This window comes from Acaryochloris marina S15 (genome assembly GCF_018336915.1).
In the GTDB taxonomy this organism is placed as follows: Bacteria; Cyanobacteriota; Cyanobacteriia; order Thermosynechococcales; family Thermosynechococcaceae; genus Acaryochloris; species Acaryochloris marina_A.
The window spans coordinates 1,793,244-1,806,271 of sequence record NZ_CP064923.1 but is presented as its reverse complement, the minus strand read 5'-3'; the positions used below and the strand labels follow the sequence as shown (position 1 = coordinate 1,806,271).

Genomic DNA, 13,028 nt, shown 5'->3' with positions numbered 1-13,028 from the left:
CCAGGCCAATAATTGCTCTAAAGGGCCAACTTTCATACCCAAACAATCACGGGTTCAGCCCGTGCTGCCCTCATTCCATGTATCAAGAGGCAGTCGTCAAACTTTGATGGGTACCATTTAAGCCGCAATATCAGCTTCTTCTTCATCCGGCAAACCAAAAACTTGACGGAAAACCTTACTCACTTTGTAACCAGAGTCAATAGATTCTAGGGGATCTTTTCTCAGGCGGTGGCGCAAACAAAGGGTGATCACTCGACGAATATCATCAACCGTGACTTCTGTACGTCCTTCAAACGCTGCAATGGCTTTAGCTGCACGGTTAGACACAATATCGCCCCGTAGGCCATCGACATCCAGTTCTGAACAAACCTGAGAAATATTGACCCGTAACTCATGATCAATATTGACGTTAGGCAGATTGTTTTGGGCACTAATAATCTGATCTTGGAGTGCCTTTTGGTTGTCCGTATGATTGTCCAAATAAGAGTGGGGCTCTTGATCGAACTGGGAACGCTCTTCCACGATTTGCACTCGCAGGGTCGGATCTTTCACCGTATGAATTTCAGCATGCATCCCAAATCGGTCGAGGAGCTGGGGACGCAACTCTCCTTCTTCAGGGTTGCCGGACCCCACTAACACAAAGCGAGCAGGGTGACGAATCGAAATTCCTTCTCGTTCTACAGTGTTCCAACCCGAGGCGGCTGAGTCTAACAACACGTCAACCAAGTGATCATCTAACAGGTTGACCTCATCCACGTAGAGAATGCCACGATTAGCCTTTGCCAATAAGCCGGGTTCAAAGGCTTTGACCCCTTCTGCCAAGGCCTTTTCAATGTCGATGGTGCCGCAGACCCGATCTTCGGTCGCACCTAAGGGTAAATCCACCATAGGCACCTGCATTTGAGTGATGGCTGGTGTTTGGCCGCTTGCTGTTAATGCTTTGACCTCATCACTCATGAGTTCTGGATCAGCGGGGTCACTATTGAAGGGATCTTCAGCCACTACATCAATCTCGGGCAACAAATTGGCCAAAGCCCGAATGGTTGTGGTTTTCCCGGTCCCGCGATCGCCCATAATCATCACGCCACCAATTCGAGGATCAATGGTGTTGAGGATCAGCGCCAGCTTCATTTCTTCTTGGCCAACGATGGCTGTGAATGGGAAAACAGCGCGAGTAGGCGCTTTGGTCGCAGTAGAACTCACAGAAATACCTGATTTAGTAGCTTATATATGCAGTGTTTCCCATTGTGCCATATGGTTGTTCAGGGGCGCTAATCCGTTCAAGGCAATGAACTACGAAGCCAGTTAATATGCTCCAGAGGCCAAAATCGCAGATTCGCCCGACCAATTAAATTCGATAGGGGTAAAAATCCCCAAATGTGGGAGTCGTTGCTATTGTTGCGGTTATCTCCCATCACAAATAGATTGCCCTCAGGCACCCTAACCGGTGCTAATTCATACTGAGGGGCTTCTGCAATGTAGCGTTCAGTTAGGGGCTGGCCATCCACATAAACTTGGCCATTCTGGACCGCAACAGTTTGCCCTTCAAGACCAATCACTCGTTTAATAAAGGCTTGCTCAGGCCCATAGCCAACGGCTTGTAAGGGTAAGGGCGTATGGAATACCACAATATCGCCCGCTTCAGGCTGACGGAGTCGATAGGAAAGCTTTTCAACCACGATTCGATCACCGGGTGTCAAGGTGGGCTCCATCGAGACCGAGGGGATATAGCGAGACTCCGCCACAAATCCTCGAATCAGTAGGGCGAGGAGGAGTGCGATCACAAGGGTGAAAACGTTATCTTTCTGGGATTGCCACAGTTTGCGCCATGCTGGAATGGGGTCTGCCTCAGGTGTGGGCCGATCCTCTGAGGTCATAGCGGTTCTCTCGTGAAATGGACAATCTTCTAGATCACTAGAGTACTCCTCAGTAGAGTCGTTTGAGGATATATTCCGTTAAATCAATCAGCGCTTGACGGGAATCAGAAGCGGGGAGGAAGTCCAGATGGTGAACGGCCTGATGGGAAAATTGTTCGGCAAGGGCTCGGGATTTAGGAATCCCTTGACTGTCATTCACAAGGGCAATGGCTTCTTCTAAGTCTTCTTCCTGCTCCAAATGCCGATCAATCAATACTTTCAGGTAGGGCTTTTCTGCGATCGCAAACAGGACGGGTGCCGTTAAATTACCACTGCGCAGATCTGAACAGGCCGGTTTGCCCAGGGCATTCGTCGACCCTGTGAAGTCCAAAATATCATCAACAATTTGGAATGCTAAGCCCACACAGCGACCATAGGCATATAAATCCTGGTTCACTTGCAAAGACGTACCGCTCAAAACCCCTGCAGCTTTAGCGCTATTCGCCATTAAGGAAGCAGTCTTGTAATAGGACTTCTCTAAATAGGCTTCTAGGGTCAAGGAGGTATCAAAGCAGTTGATGCCCTGCTGGATTTCTCCTTCAGCGAAATCCTTAATCACTTCAGACAGCAGTTTTACCACCTCTAGGTTGTCTAAGTTCGCCAAATACCAGGACGCTTGGGCAAACAGAAAATCACCGGCTTGAATGGCAATGCGGTTGCCAAAAAGGCTATGGACAGACGGTACTCCACGACGAACCCCTGAATCATCTACCACATCATCATGCAGCAGGCTGGCGGTATGAATCATCTCGGTGATCTCTGCCAACCGTCGATGTCGAGGGGTGAGATCTTGAGCCGGGAGCAGTGCTCTGGAGAGGAGGAGGACAATGGCTGGGCGCATCCGCTTCCCTCCAGCTTGAAACAGGTGTTCAGCCGCAGCGTAAAGAACTGGATGTTGGGCACGTACCAGGTCTTTGAGGTTATCAACCAGGATGACTAAATCGGCTTCAACTGGATCAAAAAGGGATGTTACTGAGGTCATTGATTTGCTTATCTCAGACGGTTATGAAATAAAGATTACAAAATTTTACATATGCTTATCACATTGTAACTCTCTTCGTTTACATGAGGGTTTCTAACCCATCAGGAATTCAAATCTCTAAGATGTCGCGGTCAGCAGTCCGTTGATGGTGTCCCGGTATTCTTGCTTCGCTTTAATCCCTTTGAACTCCCGCAATAAGGATTTATCCTGAAACACCTGAACCGTTGGGGTGCCTGTAATCGAGGCAGATTCAGCGATATCTGGATCTTCGGCAATGTCAATTTCTACATAGTGCACCTGTCCTTCAAATTCATCAATCACGCGACTCAAGATCGGCTGTAGGATATGGCAGGGACCACAGGTAGGAGACGCATATTTCACTACGATGATGCGATCGCTCTCATGAAACAGCTTCCGCAAGGCAAACGCACCCTGGTGACGAGTGGTGTTGGGATCAAACTCTGCAGACAACTTATACTCTGGCGGATGGCTTCCATCTTCTGTTGGTTCAGACGCTTCTGATTGGTGAAATTCCTGGATCAAGTCTTGGGAGGACAACCAGCGTTCTGCCAATAAGGCCGCCATACATCCCGTTCCAGCTGCTGTAATTGCTTGTCTGAACTCATGATCTTGGACATCTCCAGCAGCAAACACACCCGAAATATTAGTGCTGACTGAATCGGGCTGAGTCAGGATGTACCCCGTCCCATCTAAATCCAGTTGCTGGGTGAAGAGTTGGGTATTGGGCTGGTGGCCGATGGCATAAAATAGCCCCCGCACCTGCAATTCTTGAACCTCAGAAGTCTGACAATTTTTGATTTTGAGTCCCTGGAGCTGTGTATCGCCAAAAACATCCATCACCTCGGTTTGCCAATGGACGGTGACTTTAGAATTTCTGATCACCCGGTCCTGCATGGCCTTGCTAGCTCGCATATGCCCTGAGCGAACCAGTAGATGTACGTGAGAGCCATACTTCGTCAGATAGACGGCTTCTTCGGCAGCAGAATCCCCACCCCCGACCACAGCGAGTTCTTCATTCTTAAAAATAGGTGTTGCCCCATCGCAGATAGCGCAGGCAGAAATCCCCCGACTCCAAAACGCTTTCTCTGCAGGTAGACCTAATCGTCTTGCGGTTGCCCCTGTCGCGATGACCACGCTATGGGCCTTCACTATTCTTTCTTCTGACTGAATCACGAATGGAAACTGCTGAAAGTCAACAGACGTTACATCTTCGGTGACAATCTCGCTTCCCCAGCGTAGAGCCTGTAGCTTCATCCGATCCATCAGCTGCGGTCCTGTAATCCCATCGGGAAAGCCCGGGAAATTCTCCACTTCTGTGGTGGTCATCAGCTGTCCGCCCGGAAGTCCTCCAGCCTGATACCCCGCAAACACAAATGGCTTTAGGTTCGCTCGGGCCGCGTAGATGGCCGCAGTATACCCAGCTGGCCCTGAGCCAATGACCACTAGGTTTTCAATCGTTTCACTCATAAGAACAGTCAGGTAACAGTTAATAACGGTTAAGGAGAACGAAAGAAGTGAATGCCTTAGGAGTCTTCGCGATTGATCTAAGCCATTGACTCAAAAAATCTCCAACGCTTTACTATAGTGAAATTATTCCCCTGCCATCATCCGCTGAAAAAGTTTGCCCATGTCTGAGTCACCATCCACAAATAAGCCTAATCCTCCCAGCATTTGGCGAACCATGACCGGCGCTGTTATGGCTGGAACCATGGCTTTCCCTCTAGCTAAACTTTCATCTAAAATTGCCCAGTCTTTTGCTGAACATCCGTTCACATCGGATAATCAAACGGCCGTTAAAATCGCCATTGCCCTCAAGACCTTAGTAGTGGGGTTAAGCACCTTAGCCACCGGAATTTTCTGCATGGCAGCATTGGGTTTAAGCGCTTTATCCGTCCAGATCCTCTGGCAGAATCTCACATCGTCTCCTACGCCTCCTGAATCTGACCCCGTAGATCAGCCTGAGTAATCATCGTGAGTTAACCGCTCTAATCTTGGTAGCATAGGAACTACTAAAGAAATTTGCGCTATCCCCAGTCTCTGAATGGACGGCCACATGATTGGGGTCTCTTCTAGGTTTGGCTATCCAGAGGGTACAAACGCCTAGTAATATCAGAAGGGAGCAATATTAATGCTCTATCTGTGCAAACCCCTTCTCATACGGGTTGGTGCCTGGGGTTAGTTGCTGTTGAGATAGGATGTATAAAGGAAATCGTAGTTATGACCACTAAACCAGACCGTGTTGTTCTAATCGGCGTTGCCGGTGACTCTGGATGCGGTAAATCTACTTTCCTGCGCCGACTGGAGGATCTATTTGGGGAGCAATTCATCACGGTTATTTGCCTAGATGATTACCACAGCTTGGATCGTTATCAACGGAAGGAAACAGGTATTACTGCTCTAGATCCTAGAGCCAATAACTTTGATTTGATGTACGAACAAATCAAAACCCTCAAAAGTGGTCAATCAATTGATAAGCCCATTTACAACCACGAAACAGGTCTCCTTGATCCCCCTGAACGTGTCGACCCCAACCATGTGATCGTGATTGAGGGTCTGCATCCGCTCCATGATGAGCGGGTTCGAGGACTGATTGATTTCAGCGTTTATTTAGACATTAGCGATGAAGTCAAAATTGCCTGGAAGATTCAGCGAGATATGGCTGAGCGGGGTCACACCTATGAGGACGTTCTTGCCTCTATCAATGCTCGCCGCACTGACTTTGAAGCCTATATTGACCCCCAAAAACAACATGCTGATGTTGTGATTCAAATCTTACCGACTCAGCTTCTCAAAGAAGAGAAGCCCGGCAGCATCCTGCGAGTCCGATTGATTCAAAAAGACGGTGTGCCTGATTTTGCTCCGGTATACCTGTTTGATGAAGGATCGACCATCAACTGGATTCCCTGTGGCCGTAAGTTGACCTGTTCTTATCCCGGCATCAAAATGGCCTATGGCCCTGATGACTATTACGGTAACGCCGTTTCTGTTCTTGAAGTGGACGGTCAGTTTGAGAGACTGGATGAAGTCATTTATATCGAAGGCCATCTCAGCAATACCTCTACTAAGTTTGAAGGCGAGATGACTGAATTGCTGCTGAAGCACAGAGATTATCCCGGGTCTAACAATGGCTCTGGCTTGTTCCAGGTGATTGCAGGGCTAAAAATGCGTTCGACTTATGAGAAGTTGACCGCAACCAAGGTCTCTGAACCGGTTGGCGTGTAACACATTCCTATCTATAGACTTCTAGAATCAGGTGTTGGGGCTTCTCTCAACACCTGATTTTTTATGTTCTAACTAGACATTGGCAATCGATAGGGTGTCTTGGCCATGGGGCAAAGACACCAATACATCTGCCAGGGGCTTTACCCGAGACGCATGGCTATGGACATTAATCTGATACACAGTGGAGGAGGAAAGTTCTAGGGCCGTTAACCAACCACTCCCAGGATGGTAAGCCCCTGTATCAATCCCTAGCCAGCCCGCCCCTTGGACAATTTGACCGGGTTCAACCCCCGAAAACGTAAAGGTCATTGTATGGCCGGTAATAATCATTCTGTCAGGGAAGTAGGGCTGGGGCATATTGTGAAATTCTCGACGAATCCAACAAAATTCCTGGGCAGTCTGGCGTTCTAATGGCAGCTCTGGATCAATCCCAGCATGCACTAGCCAATAATCTCCTAGATCGAGATGATTCGGCAGGGTTTTAATCCAACTCAAATGCTCCCAAAGATGCTGTTTGGAGCTGTAGCTCTGCAGGGTTTCTCGCCCCCCTGCCTGTAACCACATTTGCAACACGGATGAATTCGGCGAAAGATTCGCCAGAGCCGCCACCATCAACTGTTCATGATTTCCTAACAAACAGGTGTAGGACTGCTCGCGCACAAAATCTACGACTTTAGAGCTATCAGGGCCTCGATCAATAAGGTCACCTAAAAAGTAGATTTGATCAGATTCGCCGAGTTCCAGTAGAGAGACTAGATCCAGCAACCCTTGATAGTGGCCATGAATATCCCCGATGACAAACCGACGCAGTTGTTGTGCACTCATCCACAAATGCTATGCAAGATCAAGGGGTAACAATAGCTACGCTATAGGTTGAAAATACCAAAGGCTAAAAACAAAATTTCTAAAACTACCGTTACCTCTACTCATAAGTATGACCGATTTGAGGTTCATTCGAGTAGTTATTTCTTAAGTTGATTATTCATCTATCAACTTTATGTCCATGAGGGACTATAATCCTCACTTTTAAGGGTATCCAGATGGATTGTATACACTTGAATGGCATCCGCAGCTACGGATACACAGGGTTTTTACCCGAAGAACAGGTCCTGGGGCAGTGGTTTGAAGTGGATTTAGTCCTGTGGGTAGATTTAGCGGCGGCTGGTCGTAGCGATCGCATCGAAGATACGGTGGACTATCGCCAGATTATTGACCAGGTAAAACAGCTAATTCACCAGTCTAAATATGCGTTGATAGAGCGCTTAGCAACCGCCATCGCTGAACAACTCCTCCTCCACTCCAGCCTTGAGAAGGTCAGCGTCAAACTCACGAAAGTTGCTGCTCCGATTCCTGACTTTTCAGGCCGCATCACCATCGAAATAACGCGAAACCGGTCTTAAGCAAGATTGATCGATGGATATGATACCTGTTTTATTTTTATGGAATAGCTAAGCTCAAATCTAAGATTGGCGAGGACCAAAGGCTATCGTTACCTTAAGGAAATTGATATTATTAACTTCAAGCGTGAATAGTTAAAGTTGCTTGTGCTCAATCCACAAAAAACTTACGTAATATCATATACTTAATATAAAGTTACATTAAGGTACTTACGGAGCCTTGACCCTATGAACCCATCAGATCCAGAACCAATGTGGGGCTTCACTGACTTTGCTGAAAATTTCGGCGGTCGCCTAGCAATGCTTGGCTTTCTCCTAGGCTATGTTACTGAAGTCATTTCTGGCGAAGGAATGCTGGCACAAATTCTTTCCTTGTTTAGTTACTAAAACTCAGCAGCATATCGATTGTGTGCCCCTTCTCATTGAGAAACAGCACTGCTGCCATTCTCTAGCTTATTAGCCCAATTTCTATCAAACCTCCAATACCCTTGCTCGCTTTGAGCAAGGGTATTTTTTATATGCTTCTAGCGCAAATATCCATTTCCTAGACTGAGTCCCAACCAATGCTCAACAGAAACACCCTCCTCTACAAAGAAAATAGATTGGCACTTCATAAATAACGATTAAATCCCAAATAGTCTTCATTTTCAGGAAATATAACCAATAAATCGACGATTTTGATCTAGATATATAAACGGTCCATCACCATCTAATCCATGCATATACAAATTCGATTGACGATTTGTAACAAAAAAGTTAACATAGTTTACATAAAGTTACAAAAGTCATTTTGATTTCTTGCAGTTTATGTGAATCCACTATTCCACTCTAGTCAAGGCAACCGCTTCATCCCGGCTCTAATAGTTCCGCTATCAAGTAAGCCGCAATGATAGCCAAGTGTGAGTCAAGCCGCATCTTTTAATAGAAACATTTCAATCCTCATCGATCAGACCGTTAACTCTATTACCCAAAGGAAAGCCACAATGCCAGTCAATGAAAAGCCTCAACGCCCACGACCGAACCCCATCACCACTATTCTGCTGTTTGTCCCTGCAATTCTCCTAATAGTGAATCTGGTTGTTCCTTTTATTACAGGACCACGAGTTCCCAAAGTGCCCTATAGCTTCTTCCTTGAGCAAGTTCAAGATGAAGAAGTCTCCCGGGTCTCCGTTGGCCAAGACATTATCCGATATCAAATCAAAAATGCCGATGATCAGGCAGGACAGCTTTTAGAAACCACTCCTATCTTTGACCTAGAACTCCCCAAGCTTCTCGAATCTAAAGGCGTCGAATTCGCCGCTACCCCTCCTGCGGGCAATCGCTGGTTCACCACCCTACTGAGCTGGGTCATTCCCCCCGTCATCTTCGTCGCCATCTTCCAATTCTTTAGTCGTGGTGGCATGGGCGGCGGTGGTCCCCAAGGTGCCCTCTCTGTGACCAAGAACAAAGCCAAAGTCTATGTCGAAGGCGATGACAATAAGGTCACCTTTGATGATGTTGCTGGAGTTGAAGAGTCCAAAGCTGAACTCGAAGAAATTGTCGAGTTCCTCCAGTCTCCTAAGCGATTCACAGACATTGGTGCCAAGATTCCTAAAGGTGTTCTTTTAGTTGGACCTCCTGGAACGGGTAAAACGTTGATGGCTAAGGCTGTCGCCGGTGAAGCTGGGGTTGCGTTCTTCAGTATCTCGGGTTCAGAATTTGTAGAACTGTTTGTTGGTACTGGTGCGGCCCGAGTCCGGGACTTGTTTGAACAAGCTAAGAAGAAAGCGCCTTGCATTATCTTTATTGACGAATTGGATGCCATTGGTAAATCTCGGTCTGGTGGAAATGGTTTTGTCGGCGGGAATGATGAGCGGGAACAAACCCTCAACCAGCTCCTAACTGAAATGGATGGGTTTGGGGCTGGAGATGCAACTGTTATCGTTCTTGCTGCAACTAACCGTCCTGAGACTTTAGACCCAGCACTACTGCGTCCCGGTCGATTTGACCGTCAAGTACTGGTAGACCGTCCTGATCTCACGGGTCGTCTGGCTATCTTGGAAATCTATGCCAAGAAAGTGAAGCTCGGTGACAATGTTGACCTTAAGGCTATGGCCACTCGTACTCCTGGTTTTGCCGGGGCTGACTTAGCCAACTTGGTGAATGAAGCGGCACTACTAGCAGCCCGACGCGGCAACAAGGTGGTGGAGACTCAAGACTTTGCTGAAGCGATTGAGCGAGTGGTGGCTGGTCTAGAGAAGAAGAGCCGTGTGCTCAATGAGAAGGAGAAGAAGATTGTGGCTTACCACGAGGTCGGTCATGCCCTTGTCGGGGCCAAGATGTCCGGTTCAGATCAAGTGGAGAAGATTTCCATTGTTCCTCGCGGTATGGCTGCCTTGGGTTACACGTTGCAAGTGCCTACGGAAGATCGGTTCTTGTTGAATGAGGCTGAGCTGCGCGGTCAGATTGCCACTCTGTTAGGTGGACGGGCTGCAGAGGAGGTCATCTTCGGTAGTATCACGACGGGTGCTTCTAATGATTTACAAAGAGCGACGGATCTAGCGGAGCAGATGGTGACGTCTTACGGCATGAGTGAGGTGTTAGGTCCTCTAGCTTATGACAAGGGACAGCAGAATAATTTCCTCGGTGGGGGGATGAATGCTCGCCGGGCTGTGAGCGATGAGACGGCCAAGGAGATTGATAAGGAAGTGAAGGGCATTGTGGAGAAGGCTCACCAAGAAGCGCTCACTATCCTGAAGGGGAATAAGGAGCTGCTGGAGATGATTTCTGAGCAACTGCTGGAGAAGGAAGTGATTGAGGGCGATGGTCTCCGAGAGATGCTCGCTAAGGTCCATCCTGAAGTCCATGTCCAGACTGCAGATGAGCCTGTAGCGGTCTAAGTTGAGATAGAAAAAACCATTCCTTTGGGTGGCCCCATGCTAGGCATGGGGCCTTTTTCGATCGGTATATTATTCAGAAAACTTTTTCTGTTTTCAGTATTGGCAGACGATTAGATAGATCTATGCGAACACTTTACAGTTGATTCCACAAAGTGGTAACCCATAAATAGGCGCGTGCATTACTTATAAAAAAGGAAGGTTAATATGACTGCGAACGATACCATGGCTCCAGACTTTCTGTTCCTCGCTTTCATAGCAGCTATTATTCTCATCATTTTTTTACAGTCTCGTTCAATTGTTAAACAGCAAGATACGGAGAAAGAACTAGAAGAAACCCAAGATCAAATTTCGTCATTGACCCACCAAATCGACAATATTGCGGAAAATCGAGAGCAGTTAGCGGAGGCAGTGCAGAAAACCCAAGAAAAACTAGTCGTTATGTTTATGGCGTTGGAAGAGTCGAAACAACTGGCAGGTCTTTTGCCACAGGTTGATGGCGACCAACCCAATCTGTTGGAAGGTGTGAAAGAGCAATTTGCAGGCATTCTTGAGCAACAAGACGATTGATCAAACCGCCCCATTCAGTCTGTTGCACGATTGTGCTGGCAGGGTGATGGGTACAACTTACTGGAATCCCAAAGATCATTAAGGCTGGAAAGTAGATACTTTCCAGCCTTAATGTTGGATAGCGATTAAAAGGTCAAGGCCAGGTGGTGAATCGCTTTGGTCGTATTCGCCAGAGATTGCTTTCGTTCAAGTTCTAACGATAGCTGGTCAGCATGAATATACGAAATATCAGTCAGCCCCAAAACCTTAAAAATGGCGCTGATATACGGTTCTAGGAAATCTCGATCTTCCCGTCCTGAACCCACTCGGTAATTATATTTTCGAGTGGTGATCACCAATAGCTTTTTGTCTACTAGTCGTCCTTGGGGGGTTCCATTGACGATTTGCATGGTGCGATCGCGTCTAAATACCTGATCCAGATACGCTTTAAAACTAGACGGCACCGTTAGGTTATACATAGGCATACCCACCACATAGCAGTCTGCCGCGAATAGCTCATCGATGAGGGTATCGGAAAGTGCGATCGCACCTTGCATCTCCGCAGTTCGTTCTTCTGGTTCAGACTCATAAGCTGCAACCCAAGTCTGATCAATATGCGGAATAGGAGAGCTGCCAATATCGCGATAAATAATTTGGTGATTGGGATTGGCTTGTTGCCATTGGCTGACAAAGGCCTGAGTAAGCTGGCGAGAGTAAGAGCCTTGGATGCGGGCACTCACATCCATGTGGAGTAAGCAGCGGGGCTTGGAATCTGGAGAAAGCATACTTAACAGTCTACTTCTCTAGCCAAAATTAAGAATTGTAGTTAATAGAACCTGAAGACGTCGAGACAATGCAAGTCTATTGGGTGGGATAACTAATCTCAGAAATCGGAATCGTTGGTTCAACAGGAGTGACGTTGAGTGTTCAATACCATCCTGGTCGCCTTGAATAGCCCTGAAATTTCTGAACGGGTTATGCAGGCCCTCAAGAGTATGCAGCTGGATGCTGTGGGGAAAGTGATTCTCACTCACGTAATTTCTACCAACGAAACAGGCGAAGAACAGCCTGCAGATCGTCCTTACTCCGATCCACAAGGCGTATTTCGGCAGATCGAAGAAGAACTACAAACCTATAAAGCATCGTTACCCTGCGACAGTCGCTTAGAAATCGTAACGGGTGACCCAGCCGAAGAAATTATTCGGGTTGCCAATATCTATGAAGCCGATTTAATTCTCATTGGCAGTCGGGGGCTAACGGGAGTCACTCGCATTCTCCAACGATCCGTCAGTAGTCAAGTCGTCAGTGATGCCTCCTGCTCAGTGATGGTGGTGCGTTAGAGGCCAGATTGCTGCCATTCTAAGAAAGCTTTTAGCCGCAAAAGTGTCAAGCTCTGACCGGCATTGAGAGGCAATAAGGAAACACCTTCCAGGCGAGACTGCACCCACTTTTCGCCCCAAGACCATTCTTGAAAACCATCTACCCCTTTGCTCAAGATCAAACGCAGGGTGTTGCTATCCACTACATCGATATGGTGCTGGATTTCAACAGGGCCAAGCCAGCTAGTAAAGACAGCTCCTGGTTTAAAGGTTGTTGGCAAATCATTTGAAAAGGTCTGGGGCCATAGCCACTGCTTAATTTGTGCCCCTTGGGTTAAGGCATCTCGCAAGGCTGCCTCTGAGGCATTAATTTCAATTCTGAGCTTACTGGTTTGAAAACTGCCAAACATAGGGTTGATGTCAAAAATAGATACGGTTGGTTTATCTAACTTGAGTGATGAATAAGGACGGGCTATAAACTGAGCAATTGGTAACCCTCTCAATATAGGTTAACCCTATACATTGCTGAGAAGCTCTGCTCTGAACAATATCACCAAGTCTTTTAACCACTTTGGATTCAGTTACAGTCAGAAATACTCATATTTGAACAGACCGACTGTTTAGAGTTCAAGGAGCTATCAACAGGCTTCATGTTAGGAGGAAATTAGCTTTCTGATCATAGTAAGGAGAAATATCAGACTGGATTCCAAGCATCTGATCTTGCAAAAGCATGAATGGATTAGACG

14 protein-coding genes are annotated in these 13,028 nt (G+C 47.2%); 7 read left to right on the top strand and 7 right to left on the bottom strand.

Annotated elements, in window-relative coordinates; genetic code table 11:
• Positions 1-117 precede the first annotated feature (117 nt).
• The 4 genes from bchI to trxB form a co-directional block, all read right to left on the bottom strand.
• Entirely contained in the window at positions 118-1,131 is a 1,014-nt protein-coding gene (gene bchI / locus I1H34_RS08990) for a magnesium chelatase ATPase subunit I (RefSeq protein WP_249370144.1), read from the bottom strand.
• A 149-nt stretch (positions 1,132-1,280) separates the two neighbouring features.
• Positions 1,281-1,877: a signal peptidase I gene (gene lepB / locus I1H34_RS08985; RefSeq protein ID WP_212665305.1), complete on the bottom strand. Its 597-nt coding sequence runs from the start codon at positions 1,875-1,877 to the stop codon at positions 1,281-1,283.
• A gap of 49 nt (positions 1,878-1,926) precedes the next feature.
• The gene (gene sds / locus I1H34_RS08980) at positions 1,927-2,898 is read right to left on the bottom strand and encodes a solanesyl diphosphate synthase (RefSeq protein ID WP_212665304.1); all 972 of its coding nucleotides are present in this window, start codon (positions 2,896-2,898) and stop codon (positions 1,927-1,929) included.
• A gap of 117 nt (positions 2,899-3,015) precedes the next feature.
• Positions 3,016-4,386, bottom strand: coding sequence for a thioredoxin-disulfide reductase (trxB, locus tag I1H34_RS08975; RefSeq protein ID WP_212665303.1), 1,371 nt, complete (start codon positions 4,384-4,386; stop codon positions 3,016-3,018).
• A 241-nt stretch (positions 4,387-4,627) separates the two neighbouring features.
• Between trxB and I1H34_RS08970 the strand changes: the two genes are divergently transcribed.
• Complete coding sequence (locus tag I1H34_RS08970) at positions 4,628-4,885, top strand: DUF3082 domain-containing protein (protein WP_249369944.1); 258 nt, start codon at positions 4,628-4,630, stop codon at positions 4,883-4,885.
• Between the two features lie 251 nt (positions 4,886-5,136).
• Positions 5,137-6,141: a phosphoribulokinase gene (locus I1H34_RS08965; protein WP_212665301.1), complete on the top strand. Its 1,005-nt coding sequence runs from the start codon at positions 5,137-5,139 to the stop codon at positions 6,139-6,141.
• A gap of 72 nt (positions 6,142-6,213) precedes the next feature.
• On the opposite strand, the gene I1H34_RS08960 is transcribed toward I1H34_RS08965, so the two are convergent.
• On the bottom strand, positions 6,214-6,966 hold the full coding sequence (locus I1H34_RS08960) for a metallophosphoesterase (RefSeq protein ID WP_212665300.1): 753 nt from the start codon (positions 6,964-6,966) through the stop codon (positions 6,214-6,216).
• 215 nt (positions 6,967-7,181) lie between these two features.
• On the opposite strand from I1H34_RS08960, the gene folB reads away from it, so the two are divergent.
• The 4 genes from folB to I1H34_RS08940 all read left to right on the top strand — a co-directional run bounded on the left by folB (position 7,182) and on the right by I1H34_RS08940 (position 10,984).
• Positions 7,182-7,541, top strand: a complete 360-nt coding sequence (gene folB / locus I1H34_RS08955) for a dihydroneopterin aldolase (protein WP_212665299.1) — start codon at positions 7,182-7,184, stop codon at positions 7,539-7,541.
• A 225-nt stretch (positions 7,542-7,766) separates the two neighbouring features.
• The gene (locus I1H34_RS08950; protein ID WP_212665298.1) at positions 7,767-7,925 is read left to right on the top strand and encodes a high light inducible protein; all 159 of its coding nucleotides are present in this window, start codon (positions 7,767-7,769) and stop codon (positions 7,923-7,925) included.
• A 596-nt stretch (positions 7,926-8,521) separates the two neighbouring features.
• On the top strand, positions 8,522-10,417 hold the full coding sequence (gene ftsH4 / locus I1H34_RS08945; RefSeq protein ID WP_212665297.1) for an ATP-dependent zinc metalloprotease FtsH4: 1,896 nt from the start codon (positions 8,522-8,524) through the stop codon (positions 10,415-10,417).
• A 204-nt stretch (positions 10,418-10,621) separates the two neighbouring features.
• A complete protein-coding gene (locus I1H34_RS08940; protein ID WP_212665296.1) occupies positions 10,622-10,984 on the top strand; it encodes a hypothetical protein in 363 nt (120 codons plus the stop codon).
• 125 nt (positions 10,985-11,109) lie between these two features.
• Here the strand turns inward: I1H34_RS08940 and I1H34_RS08935 are convergent, their stop codons facing one another.
• A complete protein-coding gene (locus tag I1H34_RS08935) occupies positions 11,110-11,748 on the bottom strand; it encodes an FMN-dependent NADH-azoreductase (RefSeq protein WP_212665295.1) in 639 nt (212 codons plus the stop codon).
• Positions 11,749-11,886: 138 nt separating this feature from the next.
• Here I1H34_RS08935 and I1H34_RS08930 point away from each other — a divergent pair, with 138 nt between their 5' ends.
• Positions 11,887-12,303 carry a universal stress protein gene (locus I1H34_RS08930; RefSeq protein WP_212665294.1) on the top strand — a complete coding sequence of 139 codons (417 nt, stop codon included), beginning with the start codon at positions 11,887-11,889 and terminating at the stop codon, positions 12,301-12,303.
• Here the strand turns inward: I1H34_RS08930 and I1H34_RS08925 are convergent.
• Positions 12,300-12,692 (bottom strand): hypothetical protein, encoded by a 393-nt coding sequence (locus tag I1H34_RS08925; protein WP_212665293.1) that lies wholly within the window; start codon positions 12,690-12,692, stop codon positions 12,300-12,302. The two genes, I1H34_RS08930 and I1H34_RS08925, sit on opposite strands and share 4 nt — an antisense overlap.
• Positions 12,693-13,028 lie beyond the last annotated feature (336 nt).